This is a genomic window from Bradyrhizobium sp. WSM4874 (genome assembly GCF_055811835.1).
The window spans coordinates 14,911-35,099 of record NZ_JBVVPR010000059.1; the positions used below are offsets into that span (position 1 = coordinate 14,911).

13 protein-coding genes, 6 pseudogenes and 1 riboswitch are annotated in these 20,189 nt (G+C 59.5%); of the genes and pseudogenes, 11 read left to right on the forward strand and 8 right to left on the reverse strand.

Annotated features, from left to right (window positions below; translation table 11 throughout):
- Positions 1-1,371 precede the first annotated feature (1,371 nt).
- A pseudogene (locus AC0L3P_RS35490) lies at positions 1,372-2,043 on the forward strand (integrase core domain-containing protein); the annotation flags it as partial.
- Positions 2,037-2,138: pseudogene (locus tag AC0L3P_RS35495) on the forward strand (IS66 family transposase); the annotation flags it as partial. The pseudogenes AC0L3P_RS35490 and AC0L3P_RS35495, both read left to right, overlap by 7 nt.
- Positions 2,139-2,894: 756 nt before the next feature.
- Here AC0L3P_RS35495 and AC0L3P_RS35500 read toward each other — a convergent pair.
- From AC0L3P_RS35500 to AC0L3P_RS35515, 4 genes and pseudogenes are all read right to left on the reverse strand, one after another.
- On the reverse strand, positions 2,895-3,044 hold the full coding sequence (locus AC0L3P_RS35500; protein ID WP_473308837.1) for a hypothetical protein: 150 nt from the start codon (positions 3,042-3,044) through the stop codon (positions 2,895-2,897).
- Between the two features lie 5 nt (positions 3,045-3,049).
- On the reverse strand, positions 3,050-3,439 hold the full coding sequence (locus AC0L3P_RS35505) for an outer membrane protein (RefSeq protein ID WP_473308850.1): 390 nt from the start codon (positions 3,437-3,439) through the stop codon (positions 3,050-3,052).
- A pseudogene (locus AC0L3P_RS35510) lies at positions 3,437-4,246 on the reverse strand (IS256 family transposase); the annotation flags it as partial. The gene AC0L3P_RS35505 and the pseudogene AC0L3P_RS35510, both read right to left, overlap by 3 nt.
- Positions 4,247-4,686: 440 nt before the next feature.
- Positions 4,687-4,898: riboswitch (cobalamin riboswitch) on the forward strand.
- A 298-nt stretch (positions 4,899-5,196) separates the two neighbouring features.
- A complete protein-coding gene (locus tag AC0L3P_RS35515; protein WP_247479016.1) occupies positions 5,197-6,636 on the reverse strand; it encodes an IS1182 family transposase in 1,440 nt (479 codons plus the stop codon).
- Positions 6,637-6,792: 156 nt separating this feature from the next.
- Here AC0L3P_RS35515 and AC0L3P_RS35520 point away from each other — a divergent pair, with 156 nt between their 5' ends.
- The 5 genes from AC0L3P_RS35520 to AC0L3P_RS35540 all read left to right on the forward strand — a co-directional run bounded on the left by AC0L3P_RS35520 (position 6,793) and on the right by AC0L3P_RS35540 (position 12,416).
- The gene (locus tag AC0L3P_RS35520) at positions 6,793-7,833 is read left to right on the forward strand and encodes an IS110 family RNA-guided transposase (RefSeq protein WP_473308838.1); all 1,041 of its coding nucleotides are present in this window, start codon (positions 6,793-6,795) and stop codon (positions 7,831-7,833) included.
- Positions 7,834-8,011: 178 nt separating this feature from the next.
- A complete protein-coding gene (locus AC0L3P_RS35525) occupies positions 8,012-10,099 on the forward strand; it encodes a ribonucleoside triphosphate reductase (RefSeq protein ID WP_473308840.1) in 2,088 nt (695 codons plus the stop codon).
- A gap of 13 nt (positions 10,100-10,112) precedes the next feature.
- Positions 10,113-10,304 (forward strand): anaerobic ribonucleoside-triphosphate reductase, encoded by a 192-nt coding sequence (gene nrdD / locus AC0L3P_RS35530; RefSeq protein ID WP_473308841.1) that lies wholly within the window; start codon positions 10,113-10,115, stop codon positions 10,302-10,304.
- Positions 10,261-10,914, forward strand: coding sequence for an anaerobic ribonucleoside-triphosphate reductase activating protein (locus AC0L3P_RS35535; protein ID WP_473308842.1), 654 nt, complete (start codon positions 10,261-10,263; stop codon positions 10,912-10,914). The genes nrdD and AC0L3P_RS35535 overlap by 44 nt, the downstream gene beginning before the upstream one ends.
- Positions 10,915-12,059: 1,145 nt before the next feature.
- On the forward strand, positions 12,060-12,416 hold the full coding sequence (locus tag AC0L3P_RS35540; RefSeq protein WP_473308843.1) for a hypothetical protein: 357 nt from the start codon (positions 12,060-12,062) through the stop codon (positions 12,414-12,416).
- Between the two features lie 255 nt (positions 12,417-12,671).
- On the opposite strand, the pseudogene AC0L3P_RS35545 reads toward AC0L3P_RS35540, so the two are convergent.
- Positions 12,672-12,809: pseudogene (locus tag AC0L3P_RS35545) on the reverse strand (IS110 family transposase); the annotation flags it as partial.
- An 89-nt stretch (positions 12,810-12,898) separates the two neighbouring features.
- Between AC0L3P_RS35545 and AC0L3P_RS35550 the strand changes: the two are divergent.
- Positions 12,899-13,118 (forward strand): annotated as a pseudogene (locus AC0L3P_RS35550) (integrase core domain-containing protein); the annotation flags it as partial.
- 827 nt (positions 13,119-13,945) lie between these two features.
- On the opposite strand, the gene AC0L3P_RS35555 reads toward AC0L3P_RS35550, so the two are convergent.
- Positions 13,946-14,533, reverse strand: a complete 588-nt coding sequence (locus AC0L3P_RS35555; RefSeq protein WP_473308844.1) for a GNAT family N-acetyltransferase — start codon at positions 14,531-14,533, stop codon at positions 13,946-13,948.
- Between the two features lie 281 nt (positions 14,534-14,814).
- Between AC0L3P_RS35555 and AC0L3P_RS35560 the strand changes: the two genes are divergently transcribed.
- Both AC0L3P_RS35560 and AC0L3P_RS35565 read left to right on the forward strand, forming a co-directional pair.
- A complete protein-coding gene (locus AC0L3P_RS35560; protein WP_473308845.1) occupies positions 14,815-15,207 on the forward strand; it encodes a hypothetical protein in 393 nt (130 codons plus the stop codon).
- 383 nt (positions 15,208-15,590) lie between these two features.
- Complete coding sequence (locus AC0L3P_RS35565) at positions 15,591-15,824, forward strand: hypothetical protein (protein WP_473308846.1); 234 nt, start codon at positions 15,591-15,593, stop codon at positions 15,822-15,824.
- A 226-nt stretch (positions 15,825-16,050) separates the two neighbouring features.
- Here AC0L3P_RS35565 and AC0L3P_RS35570 read toward each other — a convergent pair whose 3' ends face one another.
- Complete coding sequence (locus tag AC0L3P_RS35570; RefSeq protein WP_473308847.1) at positions 16,051-16,215, reverse strand: hypothetical protein; 165 nt, start codon at positions 16,213-16,215, stop codon at positions 16,051-16,053.
- A 753-nt stretch (positions 16,216-16,968) separates the two neighbouring features.
- Between AC0L3P_RS35570 and sbmA the strand changes: the two genes are divergently transcribed.
- Positions 16,969-18,183, forward strand: a complete 1,215-nt coding sequence (sbmA, locus tag AC0L3P_RS35575; RefSeq protein ID WP_473308848.1) for a peptide antibiotic transporter SbmA — start codon at positions 16,969-16,971, stop codon at positions 18,181-18,183.
- Positions 18,184-18,849: 666 nt separating this feature from the next.
- On the opposite strand, the pseudogene AC0L3P_RS35580 reads toward sbmA, so the two are convergent.
- Positions 18,850-19,926, reverse strand: a pseudogene (locus AC0L3P_RS35580) (IS3 family transposase).
- Positions 19,927-20,189 lie beyond the last annotated feature (263 nt).

Genomic DNA, 20,189 nt, shown 5'->3' on the forward strand with positions numbered 1-20,189 from the left:
GTCATACGGTCTGCTCGCGGTATTTGTGAGCCGTATTGCCTGAGCGAACGGGCTCTTTAGGGCATCCGGAACGGCACAGGGAGCCAGATTGCTCCGCGTGTTTTGCGCTGGGCCGATTGTATCTTCGTGTTCGGACCGCCCGCCGAACGGCCAAGCGCCTGATCTTCAGACCACCGTTCTCCGCTGATGCACCCGGACAAGGGCGGAATCGACGACCGGATATTTGTAATCGGCTCGTCGGATATGGAGTGGACGATACGCCACCAAACCCCTTCCCGGTGCATCCACTGAAGCGGCGGAATGCTATCCATTCCCCAAGAGGCCTCTGGAAGATCACGCCAAGGACGGTATGTAAGCGCGTCCAAGGCGCACCGTGCACGAACACCGGGTTGTGCCGATTGGTCGGGCCCTTCTGATCGGGTCCGCCAAACATCAGGTGCGCTATTCTCTCCCAGCCGGCTTCGGTGAAAGTCAATCCGTTCATTGCACTCAAGATTGCCTCCCAAAAAAACGTCCTCGATCTAACTTCCCTGCAAACACCACCTAGGCGGACCGCGGGGACTTCTTCCATACTTCGTCCGATCTGCTTGCCCGTTTCGTCGGCTGTTTTGGACGACAGGCCGGCAACTGACGGCCGCTCTCTAATGCAGCTCCCGTGTCCGCCCCAGGCAATACTGTTGAGATTTGCGCTCACTCCTGAGACTTCGGACGCAAAATCGTTCCGTGTAACGTCGTTAAGCGAGGGGTCATGACTGACATCGACCCTCTAGGCCGGTTCGACCGCGCCGTCTCCAAGTTCCGCTCAAAGAAGTGAGCAGTTGATCGGGCTATTCCTATGAACCGCAACTTGCCCAAGACGCGTACGGTGATCAGCCGCACCCTGTTTCTTGCGGTTGGTCTGCTCCGTTGCTTTTTGATGGCAGTGGCGAGCTGCATCTTCCGTTCTTTGGGTGGACTCTTCTCTCCCAGCGTAGGTTGGTCGTGTTTTCTCCCGCGGTTGCAGATCGATGAGTTGCTTAGATGAAGTCTGCATGTTGCGATGTCCGTTTGTTGCACGTGTGCTACTCACAAAAGGGCTATAGTAAAGTTAGCTGAGAACCGCGGACAACGAACCTACCACTTTTGATACAGAACCGCGTCCGCACATTCGAATCGACCGGTGGTGAAGTGTCGGCGGCGATGACCTTGCCCCTCCGGGTTAATCCAGTTTGAAGTTCGGTCTGGCCCAAGACGAGGACCAGAGCATGAAACGCAAGCGATTTACGGAAGAACAGATCATGGGCATTTGGAGGAGCATGAAGCCGGGGTTCCGGTCGCCATCTCTGCCGCGAGCATGGTGTCAGCGATGCCAGCATCTACAAAATGGAAGGCCGTGGTGGCCGCAAGCGGGCGATCGGGACCCGGGCGCCGATGCTGGTTCCGATGATGCCGAACGATAGGCGGTCGCTCGACTTTGTGTCGGACCAACTGACCTGCGGCCGCCGCTTCCGCATCCTCCGTCGTCGATGATTGTACCCGCGAGTGCCTGGCGCTGATGGCCGACACCTCGCTCTCCGGCACCCGCGTGGCGCGGGAACTGGACCGGCTGATGATTGAGAGTGGCAAGCCCAGCATGGTGGTCAGCGACAACGGCAGCGAGCTCACCAGCAGCGCCATTCTCGCATGGACCAACCAGAGCTGCGTCGCGTGGCACTTACATCGCGCGGGCAAACCCATGCAGAACGCGTTCATCAGAGCTTTAACGGTCGGCTGCTGGATGAGTTTTTGAACGAGACGCTGTTCACGTCGTTGGCCCAAGCCCGCGTCGCGCTTGAATGCTGGCGGGCCGACTACAACGATACGCGACCCCACTCGCAGCTCAGATAGAGAACCCCGTCCGAGCTCGCCACGACCTGCCACAGGCGCCCAACACGGCAAATCCAGCGGCAAGGACGAACTCAGAACTGGATAAAACCTTTGGGGGCAAGGTCATTGGCGCTAGATGACAAAATGCCAAGCTCGCCGTCCACCATCCGCTGGAGTTATCTCGCTCTCAGGGTGTGACGCGCTTTGTCGATGATGGCCGCCGCATCGAGCTCGACAACAACATTATCGAACGTTCGATCCGTCTGATCGCGCTCAACCAGAAATACGCTCTTCGCGAACGGAGCTTCGTTACGGCGAACTCGCTTGGCCCCCGTGCAGCATCGCGTTGGCGTCGCCTTCGTTCCCGCATGCGTCGAACCGGCCCTATCGAAGACATCGGCAGAGTCGCGGTTGGCGCCGGCTCCTCGGCCGCGAGGGCCTCTCGCAGCTCCCTTGCTTGTTGAGCGGGTGCGGCGGGACGCAGCAAGAGCTGATGAAACATGACGTTGGACACTCGTTAGATGCGCTGTTCGAGCGCGCCAAGCGACAGGGATTTAGGGCAATAGACCCCAGGGTCGGCAAAATAATTGAGATGCTCGCCACATATCACGCGACGCATGAATTTCCGCTAGAGCCGCCACGCGAGCACCTTGTCGTCGGCGACGTCCTCGTGGGTAGTCCACAATGATCGAGCAATTCTTCCTTGTCCGAGGGCGGTAGGACGGATTGACGATCGGGCCGGCGCGCCATTCGACATCGCTGCCGAGGCGGACTTCCTTACGCCGAGGAACGAGTCGAGCAGCTATGCGACTTCTACCCGGATCTGGAGTGGGCGCTTCCCAACACGACGCCGACTTCCGTTGCCGGCGTCGCGGCGCTGCTTCGTTATCCCAGAGCGCAACACCTCCCCGGCTATGTAGGCCTAATGCTCTGAGCTCCATTGATGTCCGTTGTCACCTCAAGCCGCCATCCGCATCGCTCTTTGAAGGACGTCAGATGCCAAAGAGAAAGCGTCGCGTGAGCGGGGCTTTCCTTCGGAGCCTTGAGAATCAACACCATCCGGCGGCTGGCCCGCCGAACTTATACTTCACGCCAATCTTGGCCACCGACAGCTTGTTCTTCAAGTCAATGTTAGCGATTGCGGGTGCGCCTGCGAAGGCTGAGACATCCAGCGCGATGTTCTTCTTGTCGAAACTCAATCTAGCTATACTCGATAAGATGCGCTCCACTTGGGCGAGAACGCGTATTCCGCACCCGAGCCAAGCAACCAACCCCAGCTCGTGCTGGAGGAGCTCACGGAAGCCGCTCCGCCGAAACCGGCAGGGACGCTGAAGTTATGATCCGTTTGCATCCAGGCCGCACCTCCCTTGACGTACACAAGTGTCCGGTCGGCAACAACACCGCCGACCCGACCCGTGACGGTGGCTAACCAATCGCTCTTGGCCGTGCACGATGCCCCAATTCTGAGGCCGGGACTGGTGCCCTTCACATCCACACCGGCGATGTCACCCTGGACGCCAAAGATGGCCCGACCGAACTGCCAGTTGTAGCCAGCCTGTCCTCCGCGGAGAGATCCGCTTCTGTTGTGACAAATGAAGGCAGAGACGACACGCCGTCCAGTCTTGCCGGCATGCGCCAGCGCGTTACGCATGAAGTGGACGCGGCACCGTTGCCGCTGGCATTGAGCACCTTGGCTACGGTGGCCTTGATACCTTCGTGGGCATCGGACACGACGAGCTTGACGCCACGCAGGCCGCGGCGGGCGAGCTTGCGCAGGAACGCCGTCCAGAACGTCTCCGCCTCGGACGGGCCGATGTCCATGCCGAGGGCCTCGCGTCGGCCGTCGCTATTGACGCCGACCGCGACAATCACCGCGACGGATACCATGCGGCCATTCTGGCGCACCTTCACGTAGGCGGCGTCGATCCACAGATATGGCCAGTCGCCCTCAATCGGGCCGGCGAGGAACGCCTTCACCTTCTCGTCGATCTCGCCGCACAGTCGGCTGACCTGGCTCTTGGAGATGCCGGTCATGCCCATGGCCTGGACGAGGTCGTCCACCGAGCGGGTCGAGACGCCCTGCACATAGGCTTCCTGAACCACGGCGGTGAGCGCCTTCTCAGCCATGCGGGCGGCTCCAAAAAGCCTGGAAAGTAGGAGCCCTTGCGCAGCTTGGGAATTCGCAGCTCAACCGCACCGGCGCGGGTCTCCCAAATCCGGTCCCGGTAACGTTACGCTGGGCAAGACGCTCGGGGCTCTTCTCGCCATAGGCCGCCCCGGTCTGGCCTCCCACTTCCAGCTCCATCAGACGCTGGGCGGCAAAGCCGATCATCTCGCGCAGCAGATCGGCGTCGGGGGACTTCCCTACCAGCGTGCGCAGGTTCATCATGTCGTCGGTCATCGCTGGTTCCTCGCTTGCCTTGGCGTGTCGCAACCCAATCCTACCGGAGAACTGCCGGTGAGCACCGCAAAGCCGCCCGCCCGCTACGGCGCTATTGAGGGCGTGCGTCTGGGCGGCTTCGCTCTACCGAGCTCCACCACCACCAGGAACGACCAACTTTTCAGGAACGACCAACTTTTCTGCGTGTGGCTGGTTTGCTTCGGCCCACCGGTTAAGATGTCGACCGAGGGAGAAGCGATCGCACGACGTCGCGCCGCGCCTCGACGAGCTTTCCAATGTTCTTGCCGCCGTCGATGCTGCGCTCGATGGCTTTCGAACGGAACGGCTGCATCCGCGAGGCGTGAATAAATCTTTCGGATTACGTCGCCGAGCGCCGCTGGACCAAGGACGGAGGCTTCGTCAACGACGAACCGTCTGTTGACACAGAATCGAATACGGCGTCTAGATGTAGTTGCCACGGTCTCTCAAATCGCAAGATAGAGAGCTAAGAGGGAAGCCGGTACGGCCGAAAGCCAAAGCCGGCGCTGCCCCCGCAACTGTAAGCGGCGAGCCGCTGTCGACAGAGTCACTGGCGCAAAATCTCGGCGCCGGGAAGGCCAGACAGCAGCAAGAACCCGCGAGCCAGGAGACCTGCCGTGACAACAACAGAGTCCTCGGGCGGGGTGTCCCGGTGGTCGCTAGCCGGCAGTGGGCCGCCGAGGGCGGCTCGTGTTCCGCATGCGCCTACCTCAGCCTTGCCCCAACCCAAGTGGGATGCCGATGTCTGGTCTGGGTCTTGGTCGTGTAAAAACGCTGTTGCATGACGCGGACCGGCGCGGTCGAACTCAGGCTATCGCGGTCCGATCAATTTGGGCAAGTTTTACGGCGGCTCGACCAGAACTCATCCTGAGGCAATGTCGGGGCTCTTTTACGCGCCCCATGAACCGCAACGGCGCGCGGCAACGCCCGTATCACGCACTCACCGCCGCCAGCAGCGGTTTCATCCCGACGATGTTCAGCACGCGTGTCAGATTGTAGCCGAGCACGCACAGCGCCATCTCGGTCGCAACTTTCGGCAGCGTCACGCACAAGAAGTGCGTCGCGCCCATGCGCATCTTCAGTGTGCCGAACGGATGCTCGACGGTCTCGCGGCGTGTGCGCATGGCGTTTGGATTCTTGTCGAGCCGTGCCTGAGCGCGTTCGAGAACGTCCTCGTGCACCCATCGCTTGATACGGCGTTGTGGGCTCGGCGTGCACTTCGATTTGAGTGGACAGGTTTTGCAGGCGTTCGTCCAATAGTTGCGCAGCTTCTGGCCGTCTTCGTCGTTGGTATAATAATATTTGAGTTTCTCACCGGCAGGGCAGCGATAAACATCCTCATTTGGCAGATAAGCAAAGTCCTGTTTGCCGAAGCGTCCCGAAGCCTTCGCACCCGATGTCATCGGCTTGGGCAAAGTCACCGTGATGCCAGATTGCTCGCACGCCACGATTTCTTCACCCTTGAAGTAGCCGCGATCGGCGACAACAACGAGCGTGTCGGCCTCAAGAACGGCTTTGGCTTGCCGGGCTATGTTTGCAAGTTGCGACCGGTCTGAGCCGCTTGTTGTCACCTCGTGCGCGACGATCAGATGGTTTTCTGTATCGACCGCCGTCTGCACATTGTAGCCGACGACGCCAGAACCACGGCCGCTCGTGGCCATCGAACGGCTGTCGGGATCAGTGAACGATATCTGCTGATCGGGCGACGCCAGAACCTGTTTTTCAATCGCTGCGAGTTTCGCCATTTCAACGGTCAGATTTTTGAGCCGTTCTTTGATCCGCGTCTTTTTTAACTCCAGTGTTTCCGACGGCTCCTGCCGGTCGGCGGTATCGAGCTGAGCGAGATAGCGCGCAACACTCTCCTCCAATTGCGTGCGCCGCCGCTCGACTTTGCCGCGCGTGAAGTTCTTATCGCGATTATTGACTGCTTTGAATTTGCTGCCGTCGATCGCAACGCTGGCTGTCGCGAGCAAGCCCATCTTGCGGCACACCTCGACGAAGCGCGCGCAGACCTTTTTGATGCCGGAACCATTGTCCTTGCGGAAATCGGCAATCGTTTTGTGATCGGGCGCAAGCCTGGCGAGCAGCCACATCACTTCGACGTTGCGGCCAGCTTCACGCTCAAGCCGGCGGCTCGAATGGACACGGTTGAGATAACCGTAAATGTAGAGCCCTAAGAGCGCGGCCGGATGATAAGACGGCCTACCTGTGCCGGCAGGCTCAACGCCACCGAACCCAAGTTCAGCCAGATCGAGGGCTGCAACGAAGGCGTCGATCACGCGAACCGGATTGTCATCTGCAACCCAGTCGTCCAGGCATTCCGGCAACAAAGTAGATTGCCCGCGATCAGCTCCTTGAACGAAACGAGCCATGCCAGCCCCCGCCGATCCAGTGCGGGAATCATAGCAGGCTCGGCGTTTTCACACATGGGGTAATTCCGGGCTCGGAGCCATACTCAGGCTCTGCGAATCAGCTCTCCAGGACTCGACGAGGCCTACCCCAGGGCCTTGCAATGACGGAGAGAGGCAATGGAGCACTATGTCGGATTAGACGTGTCCCTGAAACTGACTTCGATCTGCATCGTCGATCGGACCGGAAAGGTCGAGCGCGAAGGGGTGGTTACGTCTGACCCGGAGGCGATCGCGACGTTCATCAAATTGCACGCGTCACACGTCGTTCGGATTGGACTCGAGACCGGAGCAACGTCGACATGGCTGTGGACCGAACTGAATAAGATCGGGTTACCCGTTATCTGCATTGACGCCAGGCATGCGAAGGCGGTTCTGAAGATGCAGATCAATAAGAGCGACCGAAATGACGCTGCTGGCATAGCGCGCATCATGCAATGTGGTTGGTACAAGGAGGTTTGCGTCAAGGATCTCGACAGTCATGCGACCAAAGCCCTTCTTGTCAGTCGAGCTCTGCTCGTCAAGATCAAGCGGGATATCGAAAATCAAATCCGGGGGCTCCTCAAGAATCTTGGGCTCGTCATCGGACGAGCAAAGATGAATGTGTTTGCTGTGCGCGCTGCGCAGTTGGCCAAGCAACGGTCAGAGCTTTTTGCCGCGGTCGATCCGTTGCTGAAGGCACGCGAGGCCGTCGAGCAACAGATTGAGGACCTTGACCGCAAGGTGCTGCGGCTGGCTCGCAACAATGCTCACGTGCGACGGTTCATGACGGCTCCTGGCGTCGGCCCGGTCACGGCCCTTTGCTTCCTTGCGACGATCGATGACCCCGCTCGCTTCAAGAGGTCACGAAGCGTCGGAGCCTACGCAGGGCTAACGACTCGCCGATACGCATCCGGGGAGATTGACTGGACGGGCCGAATCTCGAAATGCGGCGATAAGATGCTGCGAAGTTACCTCTACGAGGCGGCCAATGTGCTGCTGACGCGCGTAGCAAAATGGTCAGCACTAAAAGCGTGGGGTATTCGGCTTGCGAAACGAAGCGGCCTACGCAAAGCCAAGGTTGCGGTTGCCCGAAAACTTGCTGTCATTCTGCATCGGATGTGGATCGATGGTACCGAATTTAAATGGTCATCAAGGGATGCTGCTGATCAGCCTGCATAAAGGATAAACGAGTTCCCGCCGAACAGCGGGAGCGAACGTCCCTGCCGGGACGCTGGCGTTGGTGAGATCGCCCCTGGCTTTGCGGTGCTCGAAAGGGCAAAGCGCGCTTCACACATTGATCCGCTAACGTCATCTTACGCCATCATGCGGAGGGCACGCCCCTACCGCGGAGAGAACCATGGACCCGGCAAGGATGTTCAAGGAGAGCTTGACCTCACGCCCGGAATTAGAGAACAGCCAGGGTCAAAGCAATTCGTTGCAAGCCGCATTGCCGCGCTCGATCGTCAAACGCGAGGGCGGCACGCTTGTCTTCGATGCCAGCAAGATCCGTTCTGCGATCGCGCGCGCGGGGCGGGCGAGCGGCGAGTTCGACGACGAGGCGGCCGGCCGGCTCATGGAAGAGACTATCAAGGTCATCGCGCACCGCTTCGTCGGCGCAACTCCCAAAGTTGAGGAGGTACAGGATATCGTCGAGCAGGTGCTGATCGCGGCGGACTATTTCGCCACTGCGCGCGCCTATATCGTCTATCGCGAGAAACGCGGACAGGTGCGCCAGGACCACACGACGACGGTTGATGTCGCCGCTTCCATCAACGAGTATCTCGAACGTAGCGATTGGCGCGTAAATGCCAACGCCAACCAGGGTTATTCGCTGGGCGGACTCATCCTAAACCTCTCTGGCAAGGTCGTCGCCAACTACTGGCTGTCGCACATCTACCCGCCGGAGATCGGCCGCGCCCATCGTGACGGCGACCTCCATATCCATGACCTCGACATGCTCACCGGGTATTGTGCCGGCTGGTCGCTGCGCACGCTCTTAACCGAGGGCTTGAACGGGGTGCCCGGCAAGGTCGAGGCCGGCCCGCCGAAGCATCTGTCGAGTGCGGTCGGGCAGATCGTCAATTTCCTCGGCACGTTGCAGAACGAGTGGGTGGGCGCGCAAGCCTTCAGTTCGTTCGACACCTATATGGCGCCGTTCATCCGGAGGGACCGCTTGAGCTACGGCGATGTACTGCAATCGATCCAGGAGCTCATCTACAACCTCAATGTCCCTTCGCGCTGGGGCACGCAGACGCCTTTCACCAATCTCACCTTCGACTGGACCTGCCCGGAGGACCTGCGCGAACAGGTGCCGGTGATCGACGGAGAGGAGATGGATTTCACCTATGGCGACCTGCAGTCCGAAATGGACATGATCAACCGCGCCTATATGGAGGTGATGACGAACGGCGATGCCAAGGGCCGTGTATTCACGTTTCCAATCCCGACCTACAACGTCGCCGCGGATTTTCCGTGGGAGAGCGAGAACGCAGATCGCCTGTTCGAGATGACGGCGAAATACGGCCTGCCCTACTTCCAGAACTTCATCAATTCCGAGCTTAAGCCGAACATGGTCCGCTCGATGTGCTGTCGGCTGCAGCTCGATCTTACCGAGTTGCTCAAGCGCGGCAACGGCCTGTTCGGCAGCGCTGAGCAGACCGGCTCTATCGGTGTGGTTACCATCAATTGCGCTCGCCTCGGCTATCTGCATCGCGGCGACGAAGCGGGCCTATTCGATCGCCTCGATGCGCTGCTGGAAATCGGCCACAACAGCTTGGAAATCAAGCGCACGGTCGTGCAACGCTACATGGACCACGGACTTTTTCCCTACAGCAAGCGCTATCTCGGCACGCTACGCAACCATTTCTCCACGCTAGGCGTCAATGGTGTCAACGAGATGATCCGCAACCTCACCGCCGATTGCGAGAACATCAGCACACCTTGGGGCCATGCCTTTGCGGTACGGCTGCTTGATCATGTGCGTGCGCGCATCTCGGCGTTCCAGACCGAAACCGCCACCATGTTCAACCTCGAAGCCACGCCCGCGGAGGGCACGACCTACCGCTTCGCGAAGGAAGACCGCAAGCGCTACCCCGGAATCTTGCAGGCGGGCACCGGCGATCTCCCCTATTACACCAATTCGAGCCAACTTCCGGTCGGCCTCACCGATGATCCATTCGAGGCGCTTGAGCGGCAAGACGAGCTGCAACGCAAATACACCGGCGGTACGGTGCTCCATCTCTACATGGGCTCACGCCTGTCCTCAGGCGCAGCGTGCAAGAAGCTCGTGCGGCGGGCGCTCTCAAATTTCCGCCTACCCTACGTCACCGTCACGCCGACATTCTCGATCTGTCCGACGCACGGCTATCTCGAAGGCGAGCATGTCTTCTGTCCCAAATGCGACGCCGAAAAGCTCGCACTCAAGCGGCGTGCCGCCGCGAACTGAAAGGAGACCACAGATGAACGAGTCTAATGCCCATACGACGAGCACCGATCCTGCGGGGACGCTCAGCGACGACGAGCGCCAGCCCTGTGAGGTCTGGACTCGCGTGATGGGTTATCACCGGCCGGTGTCGTCGTTCAATTGCGGCAAGAAAGGCGAGCACAATGAGCGCAGGTTCTTCGCTGAAACGCGCGCCGCGCTCGGCTGAGCTGCGAATCGGCGGGGTCGCCCGGCTGTCCACCTGCGACTGGCCGGGCGAGCTCGTGGCAACGGTTTTCTGCCAGGGCTGCTCTTGGTCGTGCGGCTATTGCCACAACCCGCATCTGATTTCCCCGAGGGGAGAGTCGGAAATCGCGTGGCAGGGAGTGCTATCTTTTCTCGATAGCCGTCGTGGGCTGCTCGACGGCGTGGTGTTCTCTGGCGGCGAACCCACTCTCCAGGTTGCGCTGCCGGACGCAATGCGTGCCGTGCGAGGCGAACTCGGCTTTCGCGTCGGACTGCACACCGCCGGGCCCTGTCCCACACAGCTGTCCGCTGTACTGCCGCTCGTCGACTGGATCGGCTTCGACGTCAAGGCTGCGTTCGATGATTACGAGTGGATCACTGGCGTCATTGGGAGCGGCATCAACGCCAAGGCCAGCCTCGTGCGTCTGCTCGAAAGCGGCGTCGCGTGCGATATCCGCACTACGGTTCATAATGCTTTGCTGGATCGCTCCGACCTGGCGCGTCTGGCGTCCGACCTTGTCGCGCTTGGCGTTCCTGCCCATCGGCTTCAGCCGTTCCGCGCGGCGGGATGCACGACCGCGAGCCTTCTTTAGTCCCCGTGAGCCGCTGCCGTCCGGGTGCCGGTTGCAGCACATATCCTTGACTCATTCCTCCCGAGCTGCGGTCCGTCCGACACCAGATACTGCTGCGGCGGCTGGAGAAACACTTCGCGTTTTGCCGCAGGAGATCTGCGGGCGCCGGTGTCTGCTGCTGGTGCGGCTCTAGGCAGGCGCGCAACGATTCCGTTGTCCGAAGCGACGCGTCAAGTCCACAGCCGCATTGAACAGTCCGTGAATGCCTTCGCGCCAGGCCACCATGGGCGCGGCGCGTGGCTGATCTGCTATGTTCAGCAGAAATGTGGGAGCGGCCATGGCCGTCTTTCTCCAAGATCGCTCCCCAGTTGCCACCAACGTCGGGGATGGTAGCGTGGAACAAAGCAGGCAGTATGCCGAACTGAGCTGCGCTGATATTGCTGGGTGAGAACTGTGTCGCAATTGTTAATTGGCCTTCTTGTTCCTCATCCGACATCCGCACCAGAGGCCCGCGGTCAGCGCACGCGTCCGGCCAGCCCCCCGGCCAAGGGCAATGGTCCACCGCGAAGCGTTTAGGCGACGGCCGCCGGGGACTGATGGCGGAGTTAGCAAAGTTACGCGCATTTTGCGTGCACTTAGGTCTGCTCCTCTAAGCCTTGGCCTCTCGCGAGATCGCGTGTCCGCTGCATCGTGCGGCAACAATATTCCTCGCGCTCTGGCTGCACGCGCTCTTGATGCACTTTAAAATTCGCAACTCGCTTGCTGATGTGCTCTCGCTCGGAGCTGTCCCAGCTCAACGGCCGGGGAGGATCGGGCGTGGAAGCCCGTTGGGGAGCGTTTGCAATCGGCGCGATGGGCGCTGTCGGCTTTGGAATAGGCGCTAATGTTCCTGCGCGTTCGACATTGCCGCGGATTGTTGAAGCAGCGCCTCTAGTTCCTTCTTCCAGCTCATCTTGTGTTTGTGTGTCTCCCCGAACGGCCATCGGACGATGGCTAACTTGGTGCGGTCCGCGCGTCCAGCGCCCCCTTTTGGTAGTTGCGAGGCCGGCCCCGTTGAGCTCGAACGCAAGGTGGGATTAGCTTAACTCGGTGTCCATCAAACCGGCAGCAGCTCAGTTGTCCGAAGCAATTCGACGGCTCGTTGAGATCGGTCTGAAGATCAAGAAATGAGAGAATTCCCCTCCCTTTCCGTTTTCGCGGTTGAGGTCGACCGGCGTCCCGTCTTTGCATTTGCTTCAAAAACCCACGCGGCAGCCGAAGCGATCTTAAAAGGTGAGGAATTGCGCACGAAACTCTCGGCCCTGAAGTCTGGCGGGGCCCTTCTGTGCGACGATTACGGCATCATGCGCTTGCGCCTAGCGCGACCTGCGGAAAGAGAGATCTATGACGACCGGCGCTTTGGACGAATCCATCACAACGAGTTCTACGGTGCCTTCTTGATCGAGCTGGATCGGGACGCGGGTAGTCTAGATCACGTTTTGGCCGAATTGATTGACCTCGGAAACCCGGAAGGCTCGGATTGAAAGCGTAAAAGTCCTAACTTCTCTTTCGCCCCTTTATTGAGATGACTCGCGTGGGTCCCATCGGTCGGCTCACGGCAGGATCAGCTTGCGGACCGTTCTCAGGTGTGGCCCTCCCTCGACGAACGGAATCCATTCGACCTCCTCGAACCCGTAATCGATTCACCACCAGCACTCAGTTGATGACGCTCCTCGCCATGGGAATTCTTCGACCGGTGACTCGTCGTCTTCCGGGTCGCCTCTATCGAGCGTGACCTTCCCAACCAGGCAGGGCGACAGCGACGAGAAGAAGTCGCGCCGGAGGCGTTGGCGGCTGGTCACTTGACCTTGAGTGTCAACCGCATGAACGTGAAATACGTGCTTCGCGATATCCAAGCCAATTGTCACGGCTTCCATGATGATTGCTCCTGTTAGGTACAGACATCGCCAGCATAGCGCCGGCGCCGAGGGAGCGGGGCCGTCTTCCCCATCAACGGTCGGCTGCGGATAAGTTTTTGAACGAGACGCTGTTCACGTCATTGGCCCAAGCCCGCGTTACGCTTGGATGCTGGCGGGGCCGACTACAACGATACGCGACCCCACTCGCCGCTCGGATGGAGAACCCCGTCCGAGTTCGTGACCTGCCACCCGCGCCGGGATCTGGCGCTGCGCTATGCGGAAGGCTCCGCGCCAGCTCCCGTCGCTCCTACGTCTGTGGGCCCCTGACGCGGGATCGCACCGGCCTGGGTTCTTTTCCGTTCGCGGACCGCGTGGGGCTCATAACAGTTCTATATGTCGAACAGCGCGAAGTGCCTCCTCGGCAATTGAGCGAAGGTGTTCGCCCCGCATTCAACTCTGCACTTCACGGGTCCCGTCAGACACCACTTGTCCATCCAATTCCTCCTCAGGCGGGATAATTCCAATCCCTAGAAACGAGGGGCTGGAGGAACTCGAAAGGGCGGCGGGGCACCACCGCCGGAGTGACGGAAAACGCCATATCGCCGGGCGCGCTCACGTCGCTTGCGGGACCGCCAACTGCGAGCGCCATAACCCACTCCAAAGCCGACGAAGAAGATCATAGTGATAACAAGAATGGCCATTGTCATTAGGACGACTACTTCGCTGGAGGTCTTGATTCGCACTCCCGCCACTAGCGATAGCAGCCGGTAGACCAAATGCTCGAATATCTGCTTGGTACAATCTTGCGCTGCGTCCGATTCAAGCTTTTTCGCCACTCCAGCCAATATTTTATCCCAGCCTACAGCTGACTCGCATCAGGATGGCTTGCGCCTCCGTCGGAAGTACCGCGCTGCGAGCGGGCACGGAAACGCTTATTTTGCTCGATGTATGTCGTTCGCTGCGGTCGGCAGCGCCTCCCGGCGCGCGCCCATGCTGATCTTTCCCGCCATACGCCGCTGAACCACTTTGATGGCACCGCCCCTATCACCACCGAGAACTTGCCCAGAACATTCTGGATGAGGCAATGCGCCTCAGCTCGGAGCGTGCAAGGACGCTCTCGGAGCCGAAGCATGCGAATCGGCTCAGAATTCCGCTCAATTCGCCTTTCGCAACATCGGCGTGAGTGGCGGCGAGCAGCCGTGCTGTATCTCTCCAATAATCTTGAATCCGTGTCGTTGGTAAAGCGGAATGTTCTCAGGATTCGAACTTTCAAGGTAGGCTGCGACGCCCTGCTCATCACATCTTTGAAGAGCGTACTTCATCAGCAATGTGCCAAGCCCTCGTCCGACCCAGTTCGGATCGACCGCGATGAGGGGCAAATACCAATGTGGCTCGGACGGATGATGTTCGGCCATTCCCCGGCGCACGTGTGCCATATGTTCGCTGATTTCCGGGCGCAGGGACACCGCCATGATGGTGTCCAGTGCATCCTCATCTTGCTGGACGCCGGGAGGCAACCACAGGGCCGCGGCGCGGCTCTCTCCCGTGACGTATGCTGTGCCATGCTCGAATGCCCGTCCGCCACAAGCCTCGATGAACTGAGTCATGCTGCCAACATATTGGCCAGGGTCCGGCCAACTCCAACGCATCAGTGGATCGGCGGCAAAGCCGAGGACAATCGTCCAGACGGTTCTTGCCCGAATGCTCGCATGCGCCGAGGTGATGCCCGACTCAGCGTTCATGATGCCGCTTTCGAGCGCAGAGCTGTAAATTGAGGACGCAGGACCGATAGGACGTGAGCTGGATGGATGTAGATTCATCGAAGGATGAGCCTTCTGCAAGCAGCCGAAAGCACGGTTTGAGATTGCAAGGTGATCTTGTTCCGCTAAATCGTCGCTCAAGAAGTCTACGCACGGCAGGATAGTTAGCAACCTGCCAACCCAGGTAGGTGCTTTGGCATGCCTTCTAGCCAATGTCTCCGCCCTAAGGATTACCCGCAGCCCCGCGGGAACTAGACCGGCTGATGATTGAGCGTGGCAAGCCCAGCGTGGTGGTCAGCGACAACGGCAGCGAGCTCACCAGCAACGCCATTCTCGCATGGGCCGAGCTGTTGAGGCGACCTCGTTCATTCGGCTGGTCGCGCCTCGGCCCTCCCCCTGCAAACGTTGAGGCGCCCGGCCCGGACATCATCGTGAGGCGCTGCGCGATCTCGGAAAGGACCGTGACCCACGAAAACATGAACCAGCCCGAGCGACCCAATGCCTGGCCGGCAAACTACAATCACCCGCGCCGCAACCATGACCAGTGCCGCCCGCGCGAGCGCTACGGTCGTGCCGTCCAACTGGCATCCAAACGGGCGCGGCGAAAAAGCGGACCTCCGAGCGCGATGATCCGGCTTCTTCTGCCGTCGCAATAAGCACCTCCGGCGGAACATGCCTCCAAATCCTGTTTTCCAGCGCGCCGCGCTTCGAACCGGATGATGCATCGTGTTTGAGCGAAACCACGGCCGCGTAGTGCAGCTCGATAAAATCGGCCATGACGGCCCCGCGAAGCTCCTGCTCGATCTGGATGCGCCGCTCCTCATGCATGTCCATCTCTGGTGTGAGACAGTATGAAGCGCTGGGCTGATCTGCAAGGACGCAACCTAACGCGACGTTCGGTTCGAACATTTCTCTCGGCGCGACTGTTGCGAGGCGATTACAGCAATTCGCGCGGTCGTTGTTAAGATGCAGAGGCTTGGAATCAACAGATGAGAGTGGAGCGCCGGGGGGTGAGGTGGATTTGGGATCTGGCGACAAGATGAACGACCTCATGGAAAAATTGAACAAGCTCCGCGCCGATGCTGCGGATTTGGCCGTTATGAGCAGCAGAGCAAGCGACCCGCAAAAGCACGAACTCTTCCGACGCTTGGCAGATGAGCTCGCAATAGAGGCTCTTGTGCTTGAACAGGTCGTGAAGCGGCAAAGCACACGCTCAGCTCCGGTCCACATGGACAACGTGGTGCCCCTCACTAAGTGTCCTGAGCGGATGTGACCGCTTTTCCGAGCTGCGGATCCTGGAATGGGCAATCCTCAGCGTCGCATTGTTGGTCGTAGTGGCCGCGGATACCTCAACACGCCACGTTGAACCCACCATAGCTGCTTGACGACATCAGCACACATGCGCAGTCGATGACCGCGAAGGACAGCATTTCGGTCGCATCATGACAGCCCTCAGAGATAGTAGTCCCAGCAATTGGAGCTTGAGCCTAAGCCGTCGTTCACACGACGTAGAGGCCGATCCAGTCGTAAATTGCAGCCGCGACAGGCTGCGGAGCTTTAGAGTAGAGAGGTTGGACGGGCTGCGCAGCCAGGTCTGCACCGGATGCGGACGCAATTGCGCCAAGCGCCACAATGCTCACGGTCGTAAGCAAGAAGTTCTTCATTTCTACTCTCATGCCTTGAGTGCCCCGAGCCGCGTGCGTGTTAACAACGTCGACGCGAACTGCTGTAACTGCATCGCAACATTTGCGCCGAAAGAGACGCGTGAACCGAACGCTGCGTCAGGTTGCGGCGTCGCAGATCATCTCCAAGAGCGTTGCCGTGCACCTTCGCGTGCGAGCGTAGACTGCGTAAGAGAGAGCGAGCAGCGGGCCGCTGATTTCAGTGGAGTAAGCGCACGGCAAGTCAGATGTGGCAAACCACACCGCAAGTGAGAAGGGTGAAGCGGTTTGCAAAACTCTTGCTCTTGTCCCGTGCCGCCACTAAAGACCCCGTTACGACCATGCTCGTGTTGCACCCACCGGCCCGAGAGATCAGATGAAAGTCTATTCGATTGAACCGATGCCCTGCAGATGCTGCCCCGTTCGTCGCAGAGGCGGCTGTGTCCCGCGGTCGACAGAGCATCCCAATCACAACCTCCGCCCTCCCGCATGAAGGATGCGGCCCGAAGGGATCTTGTTTATTGGTTCAGCGAGCCGTTCTCCACCCGAGGCTTCCTACCACACCGCCATGCCCAGACCGCCGATAACGCTTGCCGACCGTTCCTACGCTTGCCGCCAGATATTGGATGCTCGATGACCCTCGCGCGAGCGCTTGGGTGTGCGCGTGAGTAGTCTCTTGTGAGGAGCGAGGTGGCCAATGGACCCGGTGAGTTCATCTTCTGAGCTGAAGTTCTAAGTCGATAAAGGACAGCGAGCATGTTTGTTTCATTCTTCCCGCGACCAAAGTTGTTCTTTGCGTCGTCAATTCTTTGGGCCGCATTCGCGATGGCGGTTTGGTATGGTTTTGCCGGCAATCTCTTTCAATCCTCGGACAAGCCGATTGGGCTTGCGACGTTCTGGTCGGCCTCGGCGCTGTGGTTCGATCTATATTTTGCGCTGACCGTTACGGTGTTCGCCGTTGCATGGATGTTATTTGCCCCGCATCCCTGGGCGACGTGGTCCATTCTTGGTTCAGCGCTGATCCTGTTCACCTCTTACTTTCAGGTCCAGGTCTCGGTCGCGATCAACAGCTGGTACGGACCGTTTTACGACCTGATCCAGGCTGCGCTTTCGAAGTCGGCGGCGGTAACAGTCGCGCAGTTCTACAGCGAGTTGTCGACCTTTGCCGGGATTGCGCTTGTGGCCGTCGTGGTCGGCGTGATGACGCGATTTTTCGTCAGCCACTACATCTTCCGCTGGCGCACGGCGATGAACGGTTTTTACGTCGCGAACTGGCCACGGCTGCGCACGATCGAAGGAGCCTCCCAGCGGATTCAGGAAGACACCATGCGCTTTGCCAGCACCATGGAGAGTCTAGGCGTTAATCTCATCAGTGCGATGCTGACGCTCTTGGCCTTTCTGCCCGTTCTGGTGAGGCTGTCCAGCAACGTCACTGACCTGCCTCTGTTCGGCTCGATTCCCTATCCGCTGGTGTTCGCCGCTGTCATCTGGTCGATCCTGGGCACCGGCGTTCTCGCGCTTATCGGCATCCGCCTGCCCGGAATTGAATTTTTCAATCAGCGGGTCGAAGCGGCCTATCGCAAGGAGCTCGTGCTCGGCGAGGATGATACGGCGCGTGCCAATGCGCCGACATTGAGCGTGCTGTTTAGCGACATTCGCAGGAATTACTTTAGGCTCTATCTGAACTTCATGTACTTCAATATCGGCCGAATCGTCTATCTGCAGACTGACGTCATCTTTCCTTATCTGCTCCTTGCGCCCACAATCATCGCGGGCAAGATCACCCTCGGGTCGATGAACCAGATCCTCAACGCGTTCACGCAAGTGCGAACCTCGTTTCAGTATCTCGTCAACTCCTGGAGCACGATCGTCGAACTGATCTCGATCTATCAGCGGCTGCGGAGCTTTGAGGCAAAGATCCACGGTGGGCTGCTGCCGTCGATCGAGACACAAAAGGAGCGAGCCTCATGATTCGCGTAGCTGCAGGACTTGACGAAACTTGGCCCTTGAGCCGCTTGCCGCACACCATCCGACGCCTCCCACAACGCGCTCATCGCGTCCTTGATCGTAGCGCCATATCGACGCTTGCGCTCTCGCGGTGCCTCGACCGGCCCGGTCGAACCGTTTGCGCCTGCCCGAATTGCACGCACCGCATGCTCGCGATGCAGCCTGTCGCAACGATCCGCTCCGGCCGACACCACCTACCGCCGCGCGCCCGAGCTCATCTTTTCCGCCATAGCTCGATGCGATATGCGCGACGCCTGCCTATTTACCGGCCGACAGGAATGGCCACGGCCATTCGTCATCAAAGGTCTAGCAGTTTCCGCGATGCACCTCATATCTTCGCCGATTTGGTCCCATCCGATCAGTACAGGCGATGTGTCAGTCTCGGTGATGCTCATTCCTGCTCTCGTTTTGATCTCTAGGCATGCTTCTGAAATGCACCCCGGTTTGGGACCAGAGGCTAAGTTGGAAAAGGGCCGCTCCGTTTAGAGCTGGCCCCGGTTGATTGGACAGCGCCCCGCTGGATTTAAGTGGATTCCTGCCGGGTTATGCTGAACGCGGGGCTTTACGATTTTGTCGTTGCGTCGGGAGGGCGTAGCCCGACCAGAGCGACGACAAAATCGTCGGCGAGGGTCATGCGGCCATCACCATAGCTTTCGTGCCGAAGTAAGCCTCGTCGGGCGTGCGCCCGTCAAGGCTCGAGTGAGGGCGTCCCTGATTGTAGAAGGCCAGATACTTGGCAATTGACGCTCGCGCCTCGGACACGCTGTCGTAGGCGCGGAGATAAACTTCTTCGTATTTGACCGTGCGCCAGAGCCGCTCGACAAACACGTTTTCGCGCCAGGCGCCCTTGCCGTCCATGCTGATGGCGATCTTCGCGTCCAGCAGCACATCGGTGAACTCGAGGCTGGTGAACTGGCTGCCCTGGTACGTGTTGAAAATCTCGGGCCTGCCGTGCTTCGCCAACGCCTCCTGGACCGCTTCGACGCAGAAGGCCGCCTCCATTGTGATCGAGACGCGATGGGCCAGGACCCGTCGGCTGAACACATCGACGACCGCCGAGAGATAGACGAAGCCACGCCGCATCGGAATGTAGGTGATGTCCATTGCCCCCGCATTGTCGGGCCGCTCGATCTTCAATCTGCGCAACAGGTACGGGTAACCGACGGTTTTGCAGATGCGCTCCAGAGTCAGCACAACGTCCTCGCCTCGATAGCTGAACCGCGGATCGACCGCCGGCGAGAAGCGGCTGAAGAGGTCGACAATCGTCAGCACGCGGAGTTTGCGGCCGGTGGCCAGCTGGTCGTGAACGAAGTCCATGGCCCAGGTCTCGTTGATCTGTTTGGCATCGGTTCGATCTTCTCGCAGCTTGGCCTTGACGCGGCGCTTGGGCGTTTTGTTGCGTAATTGCAGGCTCAATTCCCGGTACAGGCGATAGACCCGTTTGACGTTAACGGCCCAGCCCTCCCGTTGCAGCAGCACATGAATGCGCCGATAGCCGTATCTCACCCGCGTCGCGCGGATGTCCTTGATCCGGTGTTTGAGCGGCCTGGTCGCCGCGCTTCGACTTGTAGACGTAAAGAGCGCGATCACCCGAAGCGTGGAGCAGGCCCGCCTGACCGACACCTTACAGTCACTTCGCACCTTGTCGACAAGCTCGCGGCGACGGCCGCCGGGGACTGATGGCGGAATTAGCAAAGTTACGCGCATTTTGCGTGCACTTAGGTCTGCTCCTCTAAGCCTTGGCCTCTCGCGAGATCGCGTGTCCGCTGCATCGTGCGGCAACAATATTCCTCGCGCTCTGGCTGCACGCGCTCTTGATGCACTTTAAAATTCGCAACTCGCTTGCTGATGTGCTCTCGCTCGGAGCTGTCCCAGCTCAACGGCCGGGGAGGATCGGGCGTGGAAGCCCGTTGGGGAGCGTTTGCAATCGGCGCGATGGGCGCTGTCGGCTTTGGAATAGGCGCTAATGT

What these genes read in the sequence shown, in the direction of transcription:
- AC0L3P_RS35525 (WP_473308840.1), top strand. Translation starts at nt 8,012, where the DNA reads ATGGACCCGGCAAGGATGTTCAAGGAGAGCTTGACCTCACGCCCGGAA.
- AC0L3P_RS35535 (WP_473308842.1), top strand. Translation starts at nt 10,261, where the DNA reads ATGAGCGCAGGTTCTTCGCTGAAACGCGCGCCGCGCTCGGCTGAGCTG.
- AC0L3P_RS35570 (WP_473308847.1), bottom strand. Translation starts at nt 16,215, where the DNA reads ATGAAGAACTTCTTGCTTACGACCGTGAGCATTGTGGCGCTTGGCGCA.
- AC0L3P_RS35520 (WP_473308838.1), top strand. Translation starts at nt 6,793, where the DNA reads ATGGAGCACTATGTCGGATTAGACGTGTCCCTGAAACTGACTTCGATC.
- nrdD (WP_473308841.1), top strand. Translation starts at nt 10,113, where the DNA reads ATGAACGAGTCTAATGCCCATACGACGAGCACCGATCCTGCGGGGACG.
- AC0L3P_RS35555 (WP_473308844.1), bottom strand. Translation starts at nt 14,533, where the DNA reads ATGAACGCTGAGTCGGGCATCACCTCGGCGCATGCGAGCATTCGGGCA.
- AC0L3P_RS35565 (WP_473308846.1), top strand. Translation starts at nt 15,591, where the DNA reads ATGAACGACCTCATGGAAAAATTGAACAAGCTCCGCGCCGATGCTGCG.
- AC0L3P_RS35560 (WP_473308845.1), top strand. Translation starts at nt 14,815, where the DNA reads ATGATTGAGCGTGGCAAGCCCAGCGTGGTGGTCAGCGACAACGGCAGC.
- sbmA (WP_473308848.1), top strand. Translation starts at nt 16,969, where the DNA reads ATGTTTGTTTCATTCTTCCCGCGACCAAAGTTGTTCTTTGCGTCGTCA.
- AC0L3P_RS35540 (WP_473308843.1), top strand. Translation starts at nt 12,060, where the DNA reads ATGAGAGAATTCCCCTCCCTTTCCGTTTTCGCGGTTGAGGTCGACCGG.
- AC0L3P_RS35515 (WP_247479016.1), bottom strand. Translation starts at nt 6,636, where the DNA reads ATGGCTCGTTTCGTTCAAGGAGCTGATCGCGGGCAATCTACTTTGTTG.